This is a genomic window from Neorhizobium sp. LjRoot104 (assembly GCF_964253725.1).
GTDB lineage: Bacteria > Pseudomonadota > Alphaproteobacteria > Rhizobiales > Rhizobiaceae > Neorhizobium.
The window spans coordinates 151,803-170,087 of sequence record NZ_CAXURS020000002.1 but is presented as its reverse complement, the minus strand read 5'-3'; the positions used below and the strand labels follow the sequence as shown (position 1 = coordinate 170,087).

The 18,285-nt window shown below is 58.9% G+C and carries 21 protein-coding genes and 1 pseudogene; 10 read left to right on the top strand and 12 right to left on the bottom strand.

The features are described 5' to 3' along the window. Positions 1-45: 45 nt before the first annotated feature. Positions 46-489 carry a hypothetical protein gene (locus ACSQ8R_RS22835; RefSeq protein ID WP_436255680.1) on the bottom strand — a complete coding sequence of 148 codons (444 nt, stop codon included), beginning with the start codon at positions 487-489 and terminating at the stop codon, positions 46-48. Between the two features lie 496 nt (positions 490-985). On the opposite strand from ACSQ8R_RS22835, the gene ACSQ8R_RS22830 reads away from it, so the two are divergent. The 3 genes from ACSQ8R_RS22830 (at position 986) to ACSQ8R_RS22820 (ending at position 3,599) form a co-directional block, all read left to right on the top strand. Continuing rightward, positions 986-1,462 carry a hypothetical protein gene (locus ACSQ8R_RS22830; RefSeq protein WP_436255679.1) on the top strand — a complete coding sequence of 159 codons (477 nt, stop codon included), beginning with the start codon at positions 986-988 and terminating at the stop codon, positions 1,460-1,462. Between the two features lie 531 nt (positions 1,463-1,993). Continuing rightward, the gene (locus ACSQ8R_RS22825; RefSeq protein ID WP_436255678.1) at positions 1,994-3,208 is read left to right on the top strand and encodes a flagellin; all 1,215 of its coding nucleotides are present in this window, start codon (positions 1,994-1,996) and stop codon (positions 3,206-3,208) included. 112 nt (positions 3,209-3,320) lie between these two features. Further along, positions 3,321-3,599, top strand: coding sequence for a hypothetical protein (locus ACSQ8R_RS22820; RefSeq protein WP_436255677.1), 279 nt, complete (start codon positions 3,321-3,323; stop codon positions 3,597-3,599). Positions 3,600-3,913: 314 nt separating this feature from the next. On the opposite strand, the gene ACSQ8R_RS22815 is transcribed toward ACSQ8R_RS22820, so the two are convergent. The 4 genes from ACSQ8R_RS22815 to ACSQ8R_RS22800 all read right to left on the bottom strand — a co-directional run bounded on the left by ACSQ8R_RS22815 (position 3,914) and on the right by ACSQ8R_RS22800 (position 6,868). Next, the gene (locus ACSQ8R_RS22815) at positions 3,914-4,354 is read right to left on the bottom strand and encodes a terminase small subunit protein (RefSeq protein WP_436255676.1); all 441 of its coding nucleotides are present in this window, start codon (positions 4,352-4,354) and stop codon (positions 3,914-3,916) included. A gap of 800 nt (positions 4,355-5,154) precedes the next feature. Further along, positions 5,155-5,700 (bottom strand): hypothetical protein, encoded by a 546-nt coding sequence (locus ACSQ8R_RS22810; protein WP_436255675.1) that lies wholly within the window; start codon positions 5,698-5,700, stop codon positions 5,155-5,157. Between the two features lie 342 nt (positions 5,701-6,042). After that, positions 6,043-6,294: a hypothetical protein gene (locus ACSQ8R_RS22805; protein WP_436255674.1), complete on the bottom strand. Its 252-nt coding sequence runs from the start codon at positions 6,292-6,294 to the stop codon at positions 6,043-6,045. Between the two features lie 190 nt (positions 6,295-6,484). Then, entirely contained in the window at positions 6,485-6,868 is a 384-nt protein-coding gene (locus ACSQ8R_RS22800; RefSeq protein WP_436255673.1) for a hypothetical protein, read from the bottom strand. 110 nt (positions 6,869-6,978) lie between these two features. On the opposite strand from ACSQ8R_RS22800, the gene ACSQ8R_RS22795 reads away from it, so the two are divergent. Further along, positions 6,979-7,239, top strand: a complete 261-nt coding sequence (locus ACSQ8R_RS22795; RefSeq protein WP_436255672.1) for a DUF982 domain-containing protein — start codon at positions 6,979-6,981, stop codon at positions 7,237-7,239. Between the two features lie 53 nt (positions 7,240-7,292). Here ACSQ8R_RS22795 and ACSQ8R_RS22790 read toward each other — a convergent pair whose 3' ends face one another. After that, positions 7,293-7,718 carry a hypothetical protein gene (locus tag ACSQ8R_RS22790; RefSeq protein ID WP_436255671.1) on the bottom strand — a complete coding sequence of 142 codons (426 nt, stop codon included), beginning with the start codon at positions 7,716-7,718 and terminating at the stop codon, positions 7,293-7,295. A 3-nt stretch (positions 7,719-7,721) separates the two neighbouring features. Beyond that, positions 7,722-8,072: a hypothetical protein gene (locus ACSQ8R_RS22785; protein WP_436255670.1), complete on the bottom strand. Its 351-nt coding sequence runs from the start codon at positions 8,070-8,072 to the stop codon at positions 7,722-7,724. Between the two features lie 555 nt (positions 8,073-8,627). On the opposite strand from ACSQ8R_RS22785, the gene ACSQ8R_RS22780 reads away from it, so the two are divergent. Continuing rightward, complete coding sequence (locus ACSQ8R_RS22780; RefSeq protein ID WP_436255669.1) at positions 8,628-8,846, top strand: hypothetical protein; 219 nt, start codon at positions 8,628-8,630, stop codon at positions 8,844-8,846. 402 nt (positions 8,847-9,248) lie between these two features. On the opposite strand, the gene ACSQ8R_RS22775 is transcribed toward ACSQ8R_RS22780, so the two are convergent. Together ACSQ8R_RS22775 and ACSQ8R_RS22770 are read right to left on the bottom strand one after the other, a co-directional pair. After that, entirely contained in the window at positions 9,249-10,109 is an 861-nt protein-coding gene (locus ACSQ8R_RS22775) for a DUF1236 domain-containing protein (RefSeq protein ID WP_436255668.1), read from the bottom strand. Between the two features lie 72 nt (positions 10,110-10,181). Next, positions 10,182-10,490 carry a DUF1236 domain-containing protein gene (locus ACSQ8R_RS22770; RefSeq protein ID WP_436255667.1) on the bottom strand — a complete coding sequence of 103 codons (309 nt, stop codon included), beginning with the start codon at positions 10,488-10,490 and terminating at the stop codon, positions 10,182-10,184. Positions 10,491-10,734: 244 nt separating this feature from the next. On the opposite strand from ACSQ8R_RS22770, the gene ACSQ8R_RS22765 reads away from it, so the two are divergent. The 3 genes from ACSQ8R_RS22765 (at position 10,735) to ACSQ8R_RS22755 (ending at position 12,473) form a co-directional block, all read left to right on the top strand. Continuing rightward, positions 10,735-11,130: a DUF1236 domain-containing protein gene (locus ACSQ8R_RS22765; protein ID WP_436255666.1), complete on the top strand. Its 396-nt coding sequence runs from the start codon at positions 10,735-10,737 to the stop codon at positions 11,128-11,130. 731 nt (positions 11,131-11,861) lie between these two features. After that, a complete protein-coding gene (locus ACSQ8R_RS22760) occupies positions 11,862-12,083 on the top strand; it encodes a DUF982 domain-containing protein (protein WP_436255665.1) in 222 nt (73 codons plus the stop codon). A 102-nt stretch (positions 12,084-12,185) separates the two neighbouring features. After that, complete coding sequence (locus ACSQ8R_RS22755) at positions 12,186-12,473, top strand: DUF1236 domain-containing protein (RefSeq protein WP_436255664.1); 288 nt, start codon at positions 12,186-12,188, stop codon at positions 12,471-12,473. A gap of 210 nt (positions 12,474-12,683) precedes the next feature. Here ACSQ8R_RS22755 and ACSQ8R_RS22750 read toward each other — a convergent pair. From ACSQ8R_RS22750 to ACSQ8R_RS22740, 3 genes and pseudogenes are all read right to left on the bottom strand, one after another. Further along, positions 12,684-12,976: pseudogene (locus ACSQ8R_RS22750) on the bottom strand (transposase); the annotation flags it as partial. Positions 12,977-13,084: 108 nt separating this feature from the next. Next, on the bottom strand, positions 13,085-14,614 hold the full coding sequence (locus ACSQ8R_RS22745; RefSeq protein ID WP_436257250.1) for a UxaA family hydrolase: 1,530 nt from the start codon (positions 14,612-14,614) through the stop codon (positions 13,085-13,087). A 38-nt stretch (positions 14,615-14,652) separates the two neighbouring features. Beyond that, positions 14,653-15,354, bottom strand: coding sequence for a FadR/GntR family transcriptional regulator (locus tag ACSQ8R_RS22740; RefSeq protein ID WP_436255663.1), 702 nt, complete (start codon positions 15,352-15,354; stop codon positions 14,653-14,655). Positions 15,355-15,651: 297 nt separating this feature from the next. Between ACSQ8R_RS22740 and ACSQ8R_RS22735 the strand changes: the two genes are divergently transcribed. Together ACSQ8R_RS22735 and ACSQ8R_RS22730 are read left to right on the top strand one after the other, a co-directional pair. Next, positions 15,652-17,199: a sugar ABC transporter ATP-binding protein gene (locus ACSQ8R_RS22735; RefSeq protein ID WP_436257249.1), complete on the top strand. Its 1,548-nt coding sequence runs from the start codon at positions 15,652-15,654 to the stop codon at positions 17,197-17,199. A 9-nt stretch (positions 17,200-17,208) separates the two neighbouring features. Then, positions 17,209-18,237: an ABC transporter permease gene (locus ACSQ8R_RS22730; RefSeq protein WP_436255662.1), complete on the top strand. Its 1,029-nt coding sequence runs from the start codon at positions 17,209-17,211 to the stop codon at positions 18,235-18,237. Positions 18,238-18,285: the final 48 nt, after the last annotated feature.

Genomic DNA, 18,285 nt, shown 5'->3' with positions numbered 1-18,285 from the left:
ACGGCGCTTAGTTCCGGTTGCATTCGTAAGCACTCGCAAGCGGCCTCAACCAGCTTGTCGCTTCGGTTTTGGAGCTGCTGCCGGGGCCGCTGGCTTTGGAGCAGACTTGGCGGGCGGCGCGGTATTGCATCCCTTGCTCATCATCGCTGACTGGATCGCCTGGACCTTCCCCTTGGCAACAGAAACCTGTCCCTCCTTGTCGCCGCCGAACGTCGACGACATTGGCACTCCGATCAGAAACACGCCGAATGCATCGCCCGTAGCGGCATCATGTTGTTGCTTCGACACCGCAGCAAGAGCCGTCTGTTCCTTGATCATCTCCTGGCCAAGTTGCTCGCACGAATAGTTAGTGTAAGCGGCCATCGGAATGTCAGCCGGAACAATTGCATCCGGCCGCTTGGCGCACGAAGTAATCACCAGCGCAAGTGCCGGCAGCACAAAATAAGCCTTCATAAATACCCCCACATTACCCGCACGGAGGATAAGCATGATTCAGCCAGAAGTGGAAGTGCTGGCTATGCAACTGCAGCCAGATCACAAAAGGTTATGTCAACGCTGCTGGGCATGCCTATGCGCCTTTTCATGCCCGCATCGCATTAGCAAATTCTCAAAAAGAATCCCTGTTGACTCATTCGCGGATGAGAACATAATTAGAACATCGAAGTTGCCATGGCGGGCGGCTATCCACATATTACCCACAGGTTGAACGCGCTTCGGCGCGAAGGAGAAGTCATGTCTGCTTACGAGGTCCAACGATGATCACGTTTGCCCCCTCCCCACCTTTGGCACCAGAGCCCGCTCCAGCAGCCATTGCGCCGACGGTCATTAAGCCCAGGAAGGACGCTCCTCCACTGGAACTAGTGGCAGAGCCGATCGCCAGAGAACGCGCAAAAAGTTCGAAGCCCCGTAGCCCCAAGCGGAAGGCGACCAAGTCTGCCGAGGATGCGCCTCAGCTGGAACTGGAACTGGAAGCATAGGAAAAACGATGGCAAATGACTTTGTGCGGGCCCCGCCAGACGATCCGCTCATGACGCTGGCATACGCATGGTCTTTCGTGCAGCCGATAGAGAACCCCAGCCGCGAGTTGATCGCTGGGATAGCTGAACGTCCCGACCGTGACCGGTTCAGCTTCTTCAAGGCGGGGATCTGGGGCATGGAGGGGTACACCGACTGGCCGACCTCTTCGTGGCTCGAGTTGGCGATGTCCCCTGAGGGCGATTTCCGCGTGCTCTGGAAAAGCGGGATTGCCGACACGATCGAGCTGCCCTCGACCTACCTCAGCGATTGGGACAATGCACCGGACGCCGAAGCTGCTCTGGAGAAGTTGAGCAAGCGCATGGACGAATCCGGCCGGCCGATGATCGGCGTTTGCGGCACGGAACGTATTCAACATGCCAACGGCCGCTGGCGAGAACGGCCGATCGTGTGGGGCTTCGATCTTGGGAAGAGTGACAAGCAATGACCGCGCAGATCGACCGGCGGCTCCTGAACCCGACGACGTCGCGACCGTGCTGATCGCCCATGACGGAGATACCAACGCCGCCATCACGGCGCTCATTGAGGAGATACGACGCCTTCACCGGGAACTCGCTCTTGCCGAGTTCGCCGGAAGCCGACGTTTTGCACGCGGTTGGCGGCCGCAATATGACCGATAGCGATGTATGATGAAGAACCTGTGCCGCGCTACCGTTGGCCTCGCACTTGGCCTGATAAAGAGAGCCATTTTATTGGGTTCGACGGGATTTGGAACGTCGGGATGTGATGAGCGGACATCAACTAATCCCACCGCCCCGGTTGCTTACTTCCCGGTTAACATCCACAACCGATGTACCGATTTGGTTCGGCAATTGCGTTTGACACTCAGCTCGTTTCACAACCTCAGGGTTCCGAGATTTCATATTCTACATTTACTATCTATTAACCATCTCCACCTCAGATGAGGAGGCCCTTCGTGAGGCAAGAATCGAAGCAAACACAATAGTTTGAGCCATTTATGACAAGCCTTTTGACGAATATCAGCGCCATGTCGGCTCTCCAGACACTCCGCCAGATCTCTGGCCACATGGAGGAAACGCAACGGCAAGTCTCTACAGGGCAACGTGTGAGCTCGGCCTCGGACAATGCTGCGTATTGGTCTATCGCGACCACTATGCGTTCTGATAATGGCGCTCTGTCCGCAGTCCAGGATGCCCTTGGTCTCGGCGCAGCCAAAGTGGATACCGCCTATGCGGCAATGGAGTCGTCTATCGATGTTTTGCAGGAGCTGAAGAATAAGCTGGTTGCAGCATCCGAATCCGGTGTCGATCGCGCGAAGGTGCAGGAGGAAATTAGTCAGCTACAGGATCAGCTCCGTAGCATAGCCTCGTCGGCTTCATTTTCCGGTGAGAATTGGCTGCAGGCGGAGGTCGGCGGTAAGTTCGATTCGACTAGCCGCGGATACGTTGCAGGAACAGCAATTCACAAAAGCATCGTGGGGTCGTTCACGCGTGATGCCTCTGGAAACGTCGCGCTTCAGACAGTGGACGTGAAGCTCGACCATTCCAATGTCCTATTCGACTTATCGGGAGGCCATGGCGGCATTCTTGACCAAGGGATACTAGTGGGGGTGCGAAACTCGGGACATCAGGACACAGCTGGGGCGGATATTTTTGTACCGACGATCGATTTTAACCCAAATTGGACGTTGGACGGTACTGTCGCTTGGGATGATGTGTTCGCCTACCGGCCCTACGTGCAGCTAGACGGAGCTTGGGTTGTTGCTTGGCCAGACATGGGGGTGTGGGACGGAGATTCCATCGAGACGAGCACAAGAGCGACCGTAAGCGCAAGCAACTACGAGAACGAGATAACGGTTGCTACTTTCGACATCACCAAGATGGACGACTACAAAAGCAAGCTGCGTCTCGGGACCAACGCCACCGACGACCAAGTCATCGCGACATTGCTGCCGTTCGTCGATCGGCAACTGGAGAAGTTGATCAACGCTGCTGCAAAACTGGGCTCAGCCGCAACACGAATTGCTCTGCAGGATTCATTTGTCTCGAAACTCACCGATTCTTTCACCAGCGGCGTGGGTCGCCTGGTCGATGCCGATATGAACGAGGCGTCTTCCCGGCTAAAAGCGCTTCAGACACAGCAGCAACTGGCAACGCAATCCCTTTCAATTGCCAACGCGGGTGCAGAGAACATTGTCAGCCTGTTCCGTTAGAAACACAACGTTCCGTCTCGTAAGCCGATATCCCCGTCGCCCCCCGATTTTGGGAGTTCCCGCGTCCCCGCGGCCGGCTATACCCCTGAGGTGCTTCTCCGAGGGGAACCGAATGGAATTGGTTGTATTTGGGTATCAGATCGTGCCCGGCCGTGATGAGCCCTTGGCCTTCGCCGCTTCACTTGAGGAATGCCAGCGCGAAGCCCCATTTGAGCGTGACGAACTTCGGCGGAATGACCCGAACCTCGAATCGCTGGGGGCAATGGCGATTTACCGGCTTACCCTGGCATGGCCCGATACCGAGGTGCTCCTTGCGGTGCTGAACGAGAAGACCTCGCTGCTCGATGCCATTGTCATCGATCGCAAGCTTGTGGGTCTTGTGGCCGACTGAATGCCTTCAGCTTTCAATCGAGGCGGACGACTATCATGTTTCTCACCGGGCAACTGCCAGTAGATCTGCGGGAAGATCAACGTAATGAACCTCGTGGCAGAATATTCCGTGCAGCGATCGGACGGATCTGCATGGTAGCCAGTCCAGCCGCAACTCTTGTCGCCCATCGACTTGGAGGGCCGGTTTCCCAACAAGCCTTTGCGCAGGCTTAGCAATCGTCAAAATCTGTGACGGGTGTGACCAATCAAACACAGCTTTTACAGGTAAATCTGTTAGCCATCTGTTTCGGATGGAGGTCGAAGCTTAGATGAGCGTCAGCCTGGTTTGCCATTGATCGTGATCTGAGGAACCAGTGTCAGCTTCCCATCGACATTGAGGTCGGGCTTCTCGCCGTACTTCTTCGGGCGAAGCTTACCGGCCATCCATTTGCGGGCATCAACCTGCAGGCGGCGGTGCTCGATCATGTCGCCGGTTGTGACCTCGACGATATTGCCTTCCTTGTCGGCCTTCGTCTTCTGACCAATCATTGGCGTGTCGGCGATGTCCAGGATCTCGTCGAAAAGGGCATCGGCCTGAGTTTCCCGCGCGCGGGCGTACTGCTCCGAGAACGTCTCGTTGGAAGCCAGCCATTTGAACACAGTCGACATAGCCGGCATGTCTTCATCGCGGCAGATGGTCCTAAGGCTTTCACCCTCAGCAATACGCTCGCAGATGCGGTCACCGGTTGCCTCGGTGAATGTTGATACGCCGGACATGTTTCACCCTCTGGCCGTCTGAGGGGCTGCTTGCATTTCAACGGGAACAGCTGCAGCTTCTACGTGTCAACTTTTTGGGGATTCGCTGTGCGGGTAGAACTGACGTTGGTGACACTGCTGACCTTCGGCCTGGCATCCTGCCAATCATACGAGGAGAACAACAGACCGTTCAAATTGAACGATCGCAATACGCTTTACGCATGCACCGCTGCCCTTTCGAAGTTTAGAAACGATAGACAGAAATACACCGGATACGGATATATTGCCTTTGCGAAAGGGCCTGCCTTCACCGAGACTGGGATGAGAGGCTGCGGTTGGACTGCTTTTGCGAAAAGCCAGGAGGAAGCGGATGCAAAAGCAATGGCTGCATGCGCAAGGGTTGCAGCAAACCCGTCTCGTTGTGTTGTCATCGAGCGCTAAGGAATGTTTGTTATCATCTATAGGCCGGCTCTACTTTTGGCTGTCTAGCCGGCACAGCCCTTATTGCAATACTTTCAAACCGGTATGACAGATATCTCAAGAAAAGCTGGCCCCAGGGCGGGAATGGTCGCAGGTGGCATAGTCCTGCTCGGTGCCATTATCGCCGGCTCCAACTTCGCTCTGATTGAACGAAGCACTGCCTATCAACAGCCGCCTGTCCAGAGAGCAGCCATCGTGGCCCCCTACCGCTGGGGCTCCCGTTAAGAGCCAACGCTTGCGACTGAATCCCGGGCAAAGTCGAGGTAAGAGGATCGGGCTTATTCCGGCTTAGTAGATAAAGGATGCACTTCAGGACGGGCTCGGGCCGCGACCGACCCGGGTTACGCATAAACGACGGACGCTTGCGGCTTGCTGCCAAGGCTCTCGAACCTCCGAATGATCTCATCGCGGACGCCGTTGGTATTCTTCACAGTGTTTACGTTTGCCAGGCCAACCAGCCCGAAGATGATTACCATCAGCGACCCGATGAACAGCCAAGCTGTCGGATGATAGCTGTCTCGTGTCAGCATGATGAGCAGAGCTCCCAGCCCGGCAATCCCGAGGCTCAGATATGGATAATAGCTCTTCGCCCGCGCGTTCATGGCAACATAGCCGTCTGATGCGGCAACACCAACGATGGCATTCCGAATGACCTGGTTGTCAAACGGCTTTGGCAGGCGGACCTTCCGATTGATGAAGGCGATCGTGCAGGATCGACCGACCTTAACCGCGTCGTCGATGTAGTCATCAACGGCCACGTCTTCCAGTCGCACCACTTCGCCGTCGTCTCTCTTCAACAAGACGTGGGAGTGATAATGAATCTTCCCATGAACGAAACCGCTTCCGATTTCCAGGACCTTACCGGTTTCGTAGCTGACCTTTACCATAGGACCCCCTGACGCAATTGGTGCCAGGGATACAAGCTAGTACCTGTAAATTTTATCTTACCGAAAGCTCGTGGTCCGCTCAGTAAGCTTAACAAAACGGCGGCGGGCAATATTCCGGATTGGGGCGCTCAGGCCGCGACCGACCTGGCTTTGGAGCCGGCGAGTATTCCATCGTCCGCCAGACGCTCCGCAAATCGCGATGAGGAATATTTACCTCATGATAGGAATGCATTCAAGACGCCTCTAGCTGCTTCTTTTCGAATTCCACAGGCGTCATTCTTCCAAACAGTGCGACGAGAGCGGCGATCCGGCCGTGACCCGTCACTTCCTTCACGACGGCGCTCAGGCCAATGAAGCAACCGTCACGACGCGAAGCTCGGCTCCGACAGGAAACTTTTCCTCAAGCTTCGCAATTCGTTGTTTCTTGGTCTGCCCGAGTTGGTCAAACTCTCCGTTGATCTCGTCGGTGTAGACAGCCTGTATTTGGTCGGGATGGATCGCTATGGGCCGCTCCCCGCCCAGGTAGCGGACCACATGATCCCGGATCACATGCATCTTGTCACGGCTGATCGAGACGAACGCACACCCCGGCAATGCGGGGTACTCCCGAACGTGGTATCTGTGTGTTCGGTGGTTTTTCACCTCCCGCCGGCCGTGAGGCACGTAGGTGCGAAAATAGATTTCATACCGATCGCAAGCCGCTGCATCTCAGCAACTGCCACTCGCTCCTCCCCTGGCATCACCTGAGCGACGAACCAGCACTCGCGTCCAGCGTCAAACATCCTCATGCCACTGTGTCTCCGCCCCGGCGCTCCAGCTCGTCCTCGACCATGTCGACGAGGATGTCAATCTCATCCCGCTCCGCAGGTCTTCCAGCTTCGCCAGCAGCTTCAACCATCAAGTTGAGATTTGCGAGATCAAGGGCCGACAGATCGCGAAGTATCTGGCGCGAGAACTGCAACACGGTCGAAATGTAGACGAAAGCCGCTTGCCCGCGGTCCAGGTTGGCAGGGATCTCTGCGTAATTCTGGGCCGCGTCTTGAACGAGTTTGGGCGAGCTCGGCTTCGGATTCTTCCAAGTCGAATCCATCGGCTTTCCGCAAAAATACGGACCGCTCGGCTGCGCGGGGATCGGCCGCCTCGAAGGGAATTCATAGCCATTGCTCATCATAGTGCTCCTCGAAATTGCTGTTTGGAAAGAATCTTCCCTGGACGAGGAACCGGAGGCTCTTCGCGGATTTGTCTCAGCAACAAGAACAGAAAGGGAGGAAAATAGTGATGTCCGGACCGAACGATAAATGGAGCAAACCCGTCCGACTTGATCTCACCAATAGCGGCAGGCTGGAGGTCAGTAGTCCGTTCGAGGCGTTGATCTACCTCACGGAGGACTGGCCGGCCCATCAAGGCCTGCGGTTCGTAAAGGCGCGCAGCGCTTGCATAGGCGCATTGGCCGGCTACAAGCCGATTGAGGAAGCCCGTGCGGAATTCGAAGCTGCTGCGGAGGAGGCTCGACAGCAATTTCGAAAGGGGCGGCACTGACGCGGCTGGCCACCGAGGCGTAGTTCGGCAGAGGCAATGTTCCGAAGGGATACCTAGCATGTCACCTCCTCTGAGCCGAGGGTTTTGAAACTATTAGGAACCGCTTCGAAGCGCCTGTCCGCACCGACGAACTGCAGAGTCACCGACCCCGGCCGGCCGCACATCGGCTGCCGGCGGATTTTCTTCGAAATGACAACGGTGACCTCCTCCTCGTAGTCGCGATAGACGACGATCCCGGCATCGGCCTTGTTCCGCCAATGGGCACTGCCGGCGAGATCGTAGAGGCCGGGAACCGGCTCCTTGCCTTCACCGTGGGCTTTCAGCTTTGTTGGGTGGATGATCATCCAGATCGTGCAGCCGTGGAGCTTTGCAAACAGCTTGCACTTCGAGATGAGCTGCGAAATGAACTCGGTTTCGGTAAGCTTGTCGGGACGAGACGCCTCGATTTCGTTGTACGGATCGATCACAAGGTTCGTCACGCCCTAGCGCAAAACCGCAGCCCTACCTCGCTCCAACAACCAGTCGATCGAGGGCGTGTGATCGACGGCACCGAGCAGAAATATCCGCTCGTTCAGCCAGGCCATGGCCGTCATCATCTCTGCTTCTGACATTCGAGGCGTAGGCCCCTCGAAAAAAGGCTGGCCGCACCAGATTTCGCATAGATCGGCAATGTGGTTCGCCCCACCCGTTTCGGGTGAGAAGAACCCCCACTTCTCGTTGCGCAGCCTCGCGGTCTGGACCGCAACCTGATCGACCCAACGCGACTTGCCGTGGTTCGGAATACCTGTCACCGCAATGAATTGGCCGGGGATATACCTGAACGCCTTGTCCATTTCGGGAAAGCCGGTAGACAGCGGCTTCCACCTTTGAGGGTGAGATTCATTGGTTGTGAACGATAGCGGATGATACGAGAACAAACAAGGAGGGCGCCTACGTTTCAAGGCCTCTAGAGTGACTTGATACACAACGAAAAGTAGTGATATTCGATTCCTGTGCCGGCACAGGGATCAAGCACGGCCTGGTCGGGCTCCTCTGGAATCTCCACCATACGTCCGAGCTCGTGAAGATAGGCGATGATCTCATCCTTGAGGTGGTCTCGTTCACCTAATGCCGAGGAGACAAGCGCGATCCGACGGTAGGCTTCTCTGTCAGTCGGATCGACCGGTTCAACTACAGCTATCCGATGGTTCCGATCGCCTGGACGTTGCTCCCGGCCTCGATCATGGCGGTTACGAACGCCTCTGTCTCATGTTCGTCATGACGGCAGTTGAGCATATTGTGGCTGTGAGGCAACCTTCAGATCTAAGAGGCGCTCGCGCAGCTAGTTTGCTACCCATGACCGGCGGCGGCAACTTGACTCCCGTAAAGAGCGTGCGAATGGTAGTTTCATGAATCCTGACCGCTTCAACGAATGCCTGCGCCACATCCGCTGGACGCCAATCAACCTGGCGTCGGCTTTGCAATGTGATCTTTCATGGGTCGGATCGCTGGAGACGGGCAATCACGAGGTGCCCGCTGGTCTTGCGGGTTGGCTGGAAACGCTCGCCCAAGCGCATGAAGCTCTCCCGCCACCGACCACCTACCGGCGCCAGAGGGCAATCCTGTGACGGTAAAAGCGGGACCTCGCTTCAATATCCGGAAGGGCAGCGGGGCGACGTGGGAGATATTCGACACCACGACCGGTAGGACGGTGTTCATTGCAGGGAAGCCATATTTCGACCTTCCCCAAGACAGCGCCGACACCTTGGCAGACTTCATGAACTCGGTGGGCATGGTTCCCGACACGGACACGCTGCATTGAGTTCGACGAAGGACTTCATCGCAGAACTGGTTCGTGCGGCGAATGAGATCGAGAGGCTCCATCAGGTCCGCCGCCTTGTCGTGGGCCAGCTGTTTGGTCCCGAGGCCATGCTCGACACAGGGCTTCCATAACCGCCGAACGGGCGACGAGAAAGAGCGCCGCTGCGCTCCCCGGCCAGCGGCGCTCCCTCCAGACCTCGCGACCGAAGTCAGACCACCAGAATGTAGACGATCTCGTAGGTATCCGGCTCGACGATCACGATGCGGTTGTCCGCTAGAACGAAGTATCGGTACGAGCGATAGGCCGGAAGGATTTCAACAACCCTCGGCGGAAGCGGATGCAGTTCCACCGTTTTGGGGATTGCCACGCCGACCGATACGCTGAAGCTCGGCTTGATCGGCTCGACCTTGTTCTCCACGATGACCTTTCGAATTTCGGTCTTCTGTTCGGTCGATATATTGATGCTGCCGGTGACCTCGTTCGAGGGCCGGTTAGCCGACGCCGCATCGGTCTCGCTCGACTGGCGTTGCTGCGTACCGGTCGCTGTATTGGTTTCGGTGTCGGGGCTTGTTTTAGTGGTGCTGCTGGCCGCGTTCATATCCTTCCCTTTGGTCGAAGTGCCCGCGCCCTGGGCCGACTGCTTTGTCTGATCAGCGCTCGAACCGGCGGCGGCGTCCTGGTTCATCTTCTTTTTCTGATCGTCCGTCTGAGCCGCATCGGTGCCAGTCTTGCTCTGGCTGTCCTTCGTGGTGACGCTCTGGCCATCCTGCGACGCGCCGCTACCTGCGTCAGCGGGCTTGCGAAGCTGTTCCGACTGGGCCTGATTCTGCGCCGGCTGCTTTGCCGCCGGGCTGTTGCTGCCTGCCGACTGGCCCGAGGCGCCCGCCTCCGGAGTGGTCGCCTTGGTGCCTTGGCTACCGGAGGCCGAACCCTGATTGGAGGTTCCCTCCTTGGGAAGGAGCCTCGGATCGGCAGAGCCGCCCGAGGGATTCTGGGCGAGTGCGGGAAGCGAAAGTGTGGACCCCGCAAGCAGGGCGACGAGGAGGGCTTTCCTATCAAAGAGTCTCATGTGGTTCTCCATCTTGTGTTTTACGGCGCCTATATGTCTGGCGGCGATCAGGACACGAGCTTTCCAAGCTGATCAGTTGATGACGTGCACGACCTTGCGCGTGCTCGGCTCAACCAGAACGGTTTTGCCGCCTACAACGGCATAGCGGTACTTCACGTCCGGGACGTCGACCGTGTGGAGTTCAACCGTTTCGGGAAGCGATGCCCCGACGCTGACGGTGACATTCGGCACGTCCACGGACTTCACCTTCTGCTTGGTGACATACTCCTTGATCACCGTTTCTTGTTCCGGGGCGATGACCACGGTCTGTGCTGAAGCGGCAAAAGTGCCTGCCATGGCGGCTAGGCCTGCCGCTGCGAAAATCATGTATTTTCTCATCATGTTATTCCTTCTTTTGCTTGTTCCCGCACTCGCCTCGCGAGATGTCGGAACAACCATGGAAGGATCATCGTGTTCCAGGGTTCGGACTTCGGTCCGACAGCTATGAGACCTAGGGCCCAACCCATCAGTCCAGCTTTGGGCACAAAGGCCTACTGCGCTTGGACCGAAGTCCCGAGGGTGGAACGCCTTGTACGAGCTCTTGTTGATGGTTCACGGCTACGGCCGAAGCAACGGAGGAAACACAATGAAGAAGCAACTCATCCTGACGACGACCATACTCGCGCTGGCGGGTGGAACAGCCTTTGCTCAATCGTCCACTGTCAACGGAGCGGCTGGTGGTGCGGTAACCGGCGCTATCGTCGGCGGTCCTGTCGGAGCCGCGGTCGGTGGCGTGGTCGGCGCGGTCGCAGGTACGGCCATCGATCCGCCGCCGCCGACTGTCGTCACCTATGTCCGTGACCTGCCCGCACCCACGGAACGGGTCGTGGTGAAGGAGAAGGTGGTCGTTGGCCAGCCCTTACCCTCGACTGTGGTCGTCAAGGCAGTACCGGACAATCCGAATTACGCCTACGCAGTCGTGAACGAGCAGCGCGTGATCGTTGAGCCTTCCTCGCGGAAAGTCATCCAGGTCATTAACTAAATTGGTCGGGTCGGGCGTGGGACACACGCCCGACCGTGTTGGATCGGTCATGATACACAGTCAGCCCAGAAGCAGTCGTAGTAGCACTCCCCTCCTGATGGTTTTGATAGCCATGGTGGGAATGGTCGTTGCACTTGTAGTGCTCAACGACTCCTCGAAGAATTCCCCTGCCCGTGTCTATATTCCTGAGGACTTGGCACTGAAGACCAAATCCTGAAATTCATCAATCGCCAGGAGAAGCCGCTGCTGGAAGCGCTAGCAACGGTACGGCTGTGGCTGTTGCGCGCCCGCTCGCAACTCGTTCCGCGCTGTCTGGTCTATCGCCTCTGGAAGAGCCCAAAAGCCGCCGGCCAAGCCGATTGAAATTGAAGAAGAACTGAGCGCCGGCTAACGATTTGGATCTAGATCCCACGTTTTTCGGAACATAGTAGCGCGCAACGGCATTCCGTTGGCGATCCAACCGGATCTGAAATCAGACCCACCAGTAGGTGACATCATGAATAGCATCGTATGGCTCGTCGGAGCCGTCGTTATCGTCCTGTTTATTCTCGGCTTCTTCGGACTGCGGTAATACTTACTCGGGCGACGCAAAGATGTTGCCCAAAAACTGCAGCCGTACGACTAATCGGTTCCTGAATGAACGCTTTCGACGCACCAAAACGTCGTCCGGCCGTAGCCGGCCATCTGCCTACCCCTCGGGCTGCGCTATTACCTCTTTAGGAGGATCTAATATGTTGACGCTGAAGTGGGAGAAACCGGTTCGCGCCGCAGGACAACTGAAAGCGGGGCCGCTCGAGGCGCACCAATTCTTGATGCACGGATGGCCGCATCGGAAAAATGAGGATTGGTCGGCGGCTGAGAACACCGCGCTGGCCGCGCTAGATGGAAGAAAGTCCCCTGACGAAGCACGCGCGAAATTTGAGGCGGCGCTCAAGTCGGCTCAGTTGAACTGACGCGGAACGAAGCCGACGCAGTTCCGTTCTGTGAGGCCCTGACGTCCACATCGAAGGCTCGGACACTCGGTGCCGTGGACCACTCAGAGGAAAGGCACTCTTATGAAAAACATTGTCCTCGCCGCCGCCCTTGTTGCAGGAGCAGGCGGCGCTTTTGCTCAGCAACCTACGGCGGCCCCACCCGACAAGGCGGTGGATTTTGTCAGCAGGCAACCCATGCCTGCCAATCCTGTCCAGGTCAGCGAGAAGATCGCAGTTGGCCAGCCAATACCAAACAACCTCGTGCTGTCACCTATTCCGGATACGCCGAACCTGGCCTTCGCGATCGTCAATCAGAAGCGACTGATCGTCGATCCCAAGACGTTCGTGGTTGTTAGGATCGTTGAGTGACACATAGATGAGCCCACACCGGGCGATTGACGATGGTCGACCTCAATATCTGATGGTGGAACGATGGCGTCTATCCGACGTGCTCTCTGCGCTAGAAATCAGAGGGGCGTTGGTGCACGGATCCGAAGCATCGTGGATCTCGATCTTTGATGACGTGGGCTATGCTATCTTTGACGAGCGGCGAACGGATTTCGGGCGTGCGCGGGCAAGCATCCCCATCATTTGCAGCACCGATGCCAGCAGGCCTTCGGCCTGGCGCAGCCGTAGACTGAAACACCAGGCCCAGCGTCAAGGCAGTCTCGATCGCAAGATCGGAATAGCGCGGCTGGCCGCCCCGGGTCTTGCGTCGTGGGCAGCCCAACCAACAAGCGCTTCCGGCGTCAGCCACAGGGTCAGGCTGCCACGTTCGCGCGGAGGCCCGCCTCATATTCCGGCCAGTTCGTCACCTTGAATTTCATCTTGCCTATACAATGCCGGCGGGAAGAATTGTGTTTGAAAGGCATCGCTGGGCAACCGGCTATTGAGATTGCAGCCCGCCTACACCACGACCGCTAAATGATCCGTGCACCAACGCTCTCGGCCCCAAAACGGCCCGCATGCGACCGACCTTTTTACGTGACCGCGCCGACCTGCCACGGCACGAATTCGTTGTCGCCGTAGTCATAGATCTCGCTCAGCGTCTTCTTGCCCGAAGCCACCGCGATCACGTCCTCGAAAATCCGCAGTCCCGCCTGTTCGATCGTCTCCTCGCCGGTGACGATGCCGCCGCAGTTCAGGTCCATGTCTTCCTTCATGTGCTCGTACATTTCAGAATTGGTGGCGATCTTGATGCAGGGCGACGGCTTGAAGCCCGAGACCGAGCCCCGCCCCGTGGTGAAACAGATGACGTTGCAGCCGCCGGCGACCTGGCCGGTCACCGCGACCGGATCGTAGCCCGGCGTATCCATGAACACGAAACCGGGTTCGGTCACGGTCTCGGCAAACTCATAAACCGCCTTCAAAGGCATCGAGCCGCCCTTGGCGACGGCGCCGAGCGACTTTTCGAGGATGGTGGTCAGACCACCGAGCTTGTTGCCGTGGGACGGATTGTTGTTGAGCTCGTCGCCGTTGCGGGCGGTATAATCCCGCCACCAGTCGATCCGCTGCAGAAGTTTCTTCGCCACGTCCGGCGTCACGGCGCGACGGGTGAGAAGATGTTCGGCGCCGTAGATCTCGGGGGTTTCGGAGAGAACCGTGGTGCCGCCGTTGCGGACGATCAGGTCTGACGCATGACCGAGCGCCGGATTGGCGGAAATGCCGGAATAACCGTCCGAACCGCCGCATTCCAGCGCCAGCTTCAGTTTCGAAAGCGGCTGCGGGGTGCGCGTCGCGGCATTCACGCCGGGCAGCATCTCCTTGATGATGGCGATCGCCGCGTCGATGGTCTTTTTCGTGCCGCCATGCTGCTGGATGTTCATGGTGCGCAGCCGGTCGCCCTCTTCCATGCGGTAATGTTCGAGGATCGGGGCGATCTGGTTGGTTTCGCAGCCGAGGCCGATCATCAGGATGCCGCCGAAATTCGGGTGGCGGGCATAACCCTGGATGGTTCGGATCAGCAGCCTGTACCCTTCCGACTTGTTGTTGAGCGCGCAGCCGCCGCCATGGGTCAGCGCCACGACGCCGTCGATATTGTCGAAGCCTTCGAGCCCGCCCATGCGATTGAAATAGTCGGCGATGTAACGCGACACCGTGGCGGAACAGTTCACCGACGAGATGACGCCGATATAGTTGCGGGTGCCGGCCCCGCCGGCGCCCCGGTCATAACCGAGAAAGGTGCGCCGCTCGGCTTCCGGCAGCATGCCCTTTTCCTCGATATCGACGCTGAACTGGTGCTCGTGTTCGGACGGCAGCATGGCGAGGTTATGCAGATGCACATGGCTGCCGGGCGCGATGTCCTCCGTCGCAATCCCGATCACCTGGCCGTATTTCTTCACCTCGCCGCCAGTCGGGATCGCCCTGATCGCCACCTTGTGGCCGCGGCCGATCAACTCGCGGGCCATAAGATCGCCGTAACCGGTCGGACCGCCGGCCCGCATCGGCTGCCTTGCGACGCCGACGTCGTCGATCGAATTCAAGATGATGATGGGTGAAGCAGCAACCATATCCATTTTCGTTTCCTCCCGAAACAGGCGCAGGAATATCACCGTGTCTCGTGGTTCATCCAGCGTTGTTTCGATTCTTCCAGATGTGCATGCATCATCGCCTGGGCAAGAAGCGGATTGCGCGCTTCCAGCGCCGCATAGATCGCCTCGTGTTCGACGAGCGCGGCCCCCCAGGTTTCCGGGGATTCGAACCGCGCGCGGATCTGCGCCGACATCGGGCTGTGCCGCTCGTCGAACAGATCTCCGACGATATGGACCAGCACCGAATTGCCCGACTGGCCGGCAATGGTCAGGTGGAAAAGCCGGTCGAGATCGAGCGCCTTGCGGCCTTCGGCGATCTCGGTCCGCATCTGGTCGAGCGTCTGGCGCAGCGACCGCAGCATCTCCGGCGTGATCCTTGCCGCCGCGAGCAGGATGACCGCGCCTTCGACGGCGGCACGCGCCTGCATCAGCTCCAGCGGGCTTTCGCCCATGGAGCCGCTCTGCCAGGGCCGGCGGTCCGGCTCGGCCGTGACGTAGATGCCCGACCCCATGCGGATCTCGACGCTTCCGTCGATCTCGAGCGCGATCAGCGCTTCGCGCAGGGAGGGGCGTGAAACGCCAAGCTGCTGGGCAAGCTCACGCTCCGCCGGCAGCCGCGCCCCGGCGGGAAACTGGCCGCCCTGGATGAGCAGCCGGATCTGGTCGGCTATCTGCTGATAAAGACGTCTTGGTTCTGGAGCTTTGATGGATCCATTCATGGATTTGGTCATCCCGGGCAATGTGGCCTTACCATATCAGGCTGCTCCAAGAGAGCAACCAACAAATTTTTACCGTTAAATTTCATTGTTTTACCATTCGATCTCCGTTTTTAATCGTCGGCGAAAGGACAGGCAACAGGCTTTCGCAAAAATTGGCTTGACCAGTTTCCAACTCGGGTTTACCCATTGGCAATGCCGGAGGGAGGAGCCGCCGGCGAATGGGCCTGGCGGCCCAGGGAGGCAAATGTGGAAAACCGTCCGGCCGAGCTTGGGCAGACTGCGCATGGCGCCGCCACGCTGCCGGGCTGCGTCACGCCGGCTCCGGCCACCGGAACGCTGCTCCGCCTCGACAACATCAGCAAGGACTTTCCCGGCGTCAAAGCGCTCTCCAACGTGCATTTCGATCTCCGCCGCGGCGAGGTCCATGCCGTCTGCGGCGAGAACGGCGCCGGCAAGTCGACGCTGATGAAGATCGTCAGCGGCGTCTACCAGCCGAGTTCGGGCACCATCACCTACAAGGGCGAGGAACGGCATTTCTCCTCGACGCGGGAATCGGAAGCCGCCGGCATCGCCATCATCCACCAGGAACTCAACCTCGTGCCGCATCTGACGGTGGCCGAGAACATCTATCTTGCCCGCGAGCCGCGCCGCCGCTTTTTCGGCGGCGGCTTTCTAGTCGACCGGAAGAAGCTGCGCGCCGATGCAAAAAACTGCCTCGACCGGCTGGGCGTCGACATCGACCCGGACCGGCCGGTGCGCGGCCTGTCCGTCGCCCAGTGCCAGATGGTCGAGATCGCCAAGGCGCTGTCGCTCGAGGCGCAGGTGCTGATCATGGACGAGCCGACCTCGTCGCTCACCGAACAGGAGACGGGGAAACTCTTCAAGGTCATCCGCGACCTGAAGGCATCCGGCGTCGGCGTCATCTATATCTCGCACCGGCTCGACGAAATGTCGGAGATCGTCGATCGCGTCACGGTGCTTCGCGATGGCCGCTACATCTCCACCGACGATTTCGCCGCCACCAGCATCGACGCGATCGTCTCGAAAATGGTCGGTCGCTCGCTTGAGGAAAAATTTCCGGATAGGACTTCGGTGCCGGGCGACGAAATCATCTTCTCGGCGCAAGGCCTTTCGCGGGCCGGCGTCTTCCGCGACGTCTCCTTCACGCTCCGCCGCGGCGAGATCCTCGGCTTTGCCGGCCTGATGGGCGCCGGACGCACGGAAGTGGCACGCGCCATATTCGGCGCCGAGCCGCTCGATACCGGCACCGTCACCCTGCACGGCCGGACGCTCTCGATCAGCTCGCCCCGCGACGCAATCGCCGCCGGTCTTGCCTACCTGTCGGAAGACCGCAAGGCGCAGGGGCTGGCGGTCAAGATGACGGTTGATGCGAACATGACGCTCGCCAACATGGAGGCGGTCTCCAATCGCTTCGGCGTGATCGACTTCGCCAGGCATGCGAAGGCCACCCGGCAATATGTCGATCTGCTCAACATCCGTACGCCCTCGATCAAGCAGCCGGTTCGCCTTCTCTCGGGCGGCAACCAGCAAAAGATCATCATCGGCAAGTGGCTGTTCCGCAAATCGAAACTGCTGTTTTTCGACGAACCGACGCGCGGCATCGATGTCGGCGCCAAGCTCGCGATCTACCGGATCATGGACGAGCTTGCGGCAAACGGCATCGGCGTCGTGCTGATCAGTTCCGAGCTTCCGGAAATTCTCGGCATGACCGACCGCGTCGCGGTCTTCCATCAGGGCCGCATCACCGGCGTGCTGGAGACTGCGAAAACCGATCAGGAAGAGATCATGCGATACGCCTCCGGCTACGCTCGGTCGGCAGGATGAGGGCATAACATGGCTGAGATCACCGAAGTTTCGAAACAGAAGAGCGGCGCGTTCAGCGACCGGCAGAAGGACATCATCCAGAAATTCGCCGCCCTCGGCAGCCTGTTCGTGCTGATCGGCGTCTTCTCGGCGACCAGCAGCGCCTTCTTCACCATCGACAACGGCATGACGGTGGCGCTGCAGGTGACCTCCATCGCCTTTCTCGGCATCGGCGCCACATGCGTCATCATCACCGGCGGCATCGACCTGTCGGTCGGCTCGGTGCTGGCGCTATCCGGCGTCGTCGCGGCACTCGCGGTCAAGGATTTCGGGGCGCCCGTCTGGCTCGGCATGATCTGCGGCATCCTCACCGGCTCGGCCTGCGGGTTCATCAACGGCATTCTCGTGACCAAAATGAAGCTGCCGCCGTTCATCGCGACGCTCGGCATGATGATGATCGCCCGCGGCGTGGCCCTGCAGATCACCGGTGCGCGGGCCGTCTCGGGACTTGGCGAATCCTTCGGCGAACTGGGCAACGGCTCGCTCTTCCGCGTCGTCAAGATCGGCGACGACGGTTTCCCGACCATCCTCTTTCCCGGCATCCCCTATCCGGTCATCCTGATGATCGTCATCGCGCTCGCCGTCTCCTACATGCTCAACCGCTCGGTGCTCGGCCGGCATATCTATGCGGTCGGCTCGAACGCCGATGCGGCCCGGCTTTCCGGCGTCAACGTGACCCGCATCGTCAGCTTCACCTATGTGCTGTCCGGCACGCTCGCGGGCCTTACCGGCTGCGTGCTGATGTCGCGCCTCGTCACCGCACAGCCGAACGAGGGCGTGATGTACGAACTCGACGCGATCGCCAGCGCGGTCATCGGCGGCACGTCGCTGATCGGCGGGGTCGGCACGATTTCCGGAACCGCGATTGGCGCCTTCGTGATCGGCATCCTGCGCAACGGCCTCAACATGAACGGCGTCTCCGCCTTCACACAGCAGATCATCATCGGCCTCGTCATCCTGGTCACCGTATGGATCGACCAGCTGCGCAACCGCCGCTGAGGAAAGGGCACGCGGACCGTTTTACCCGCGAGAATACCAAGGGAGTGA

Excerpts from the sequence above, each read along its gene's own strand:
- ACSQ8R_RS22830 (WP_436255679.1), top strand. The coding sequence starts at position 986 with ATGGCAAATGACTTTGTGCGGGCCCCGCCAGACGATCCGCTCATGACG.
- ACSQ8R_RS22755 (WP_436255664.1), top strand. The coding sequence starts at position 12,186 with ATGAAAAACATTGTCCTCGCCGCCGCCCTTGTTGCAGGAGCAGGCGGC.
- ACSQ8R_RS22770 (WP_436255667.1), bottom strand. The coding sequence starts at position 10,490 with ATGATGAGAAAATACATGATTTTCGCAGCGGCAGGCCTAGCCGCCATG.
- ACSQ8R_RS22760 (WP_436255665.1), top strand. The coding sequence starts at position 11,862 with ATGTTGACGCTGAAGTGGGAGAAACCGGTTCGCGCCGCAGGACAACTG.
- ACSQ8R_RS22810 (WP_436255675.1), bottom strand. The coding sequence starts at position 5,700 with ATGGTAAAGGTCAGCTACGAAACCGGTAAGGTCCTGGAAATCGGAAGC.
- ACSQ8R_RS22795 (WP_436255672.1), top strand. The coding sequence starts at position 6,979 with ATGTCCGGACCGAACGATAAATGGAGCAAACCCGTCCGACTTGATCTC.
- ACSQ8R_RS22780 (WP_436255669.1), top strand. The coding sequence starts at position 8,628 with ATGAATCCTGACCGCTTCAACGAATGCCTGCGCCACATCCGCTGGACG.
- ACSQ8R_RS22815 (WP_436255676.1), bottom strand. The coding sequence starts at position 4,354 with ATGTCCGGCGTATCAACATTCACCGAGGCAACCGGTGACCGCATCTGC.
- ACSQ8R_RS22820 (WP_436255677.1), top strand. The coding sequence starts at position 3,321 with ATGGAATTGGTTGTATTTGGGTATCAGATCGTGCCCGGCCGTGATGAG.
- ACSQ8R_RS22740 (WP_436255663.1), bottom strand. The coding sequence starts at position 15,354 with ATGAATGGATCCATCAAAGCTCCAGAACCAAGACGTCTTTATCAGCAG.
- ACSQ8R_RS22835 (WP_436255680.1), bottom strand. The coding sequence starts at position 489 with ATGCTTATCCTCCGTGCGGGTAATGTGGGGGTATTTATGAAGGCTTAT.
- ACSQ8R_RS22800 (WP_436255673.1), bottom strand. The coding sequence starts at position 6,868 with ATGAGCAATGGCTATGAATTCCCTTCGAGGCGGCCGATCCCCGCGCAG.
- ACSQ8R_RS22785 (WP_436255670.1), bottom strand. The coding sequence starts at position 8,072 with ATGGACAAGGCGTTCAGGTATATCCCCGGCCAATTCATTGCGGTGACA.
- ACSQ8R_RS22745 (WP_436257250.1), bottom strand. The coding sequence starts at position 14,614 with ATGGTTGCTGCTTCACCCATCATCATCTTGAATTCGATCGACGACGTC.
- ACSQ8R_RS22730 (WP_436255662.1), top strand. The coding sequence starts at position 17,209 with ATGGCTGAGATCACCGAAGTTTCGAAACAGAAGAGCGGCGCGTTCAGC.
- ACSQ8R_RS22765 (WP_436255666.1), top strand. The coding sequence starts at position 10,735 with ATGAAGAAGCAACTCATCCTGACGACGACCATACTCGCGCTGGCGGGT.
- ACSQ8R_RS22775 (WP_436255668.1), bottom strand. The coding sequence starts at position 10,109 with ATGAGACTCTTTGATAGGAAAGCCCTCCTCGTCGCCCTGCTTGCGGGG.
- ACSQ8R_RS22825 (WP_436255678.1), top strand. The coding sequence starts at position 1,994 with ATGACAAGCCTTTTGACGAATATCAGCGCCATGTCGGCTCTCCAGACA.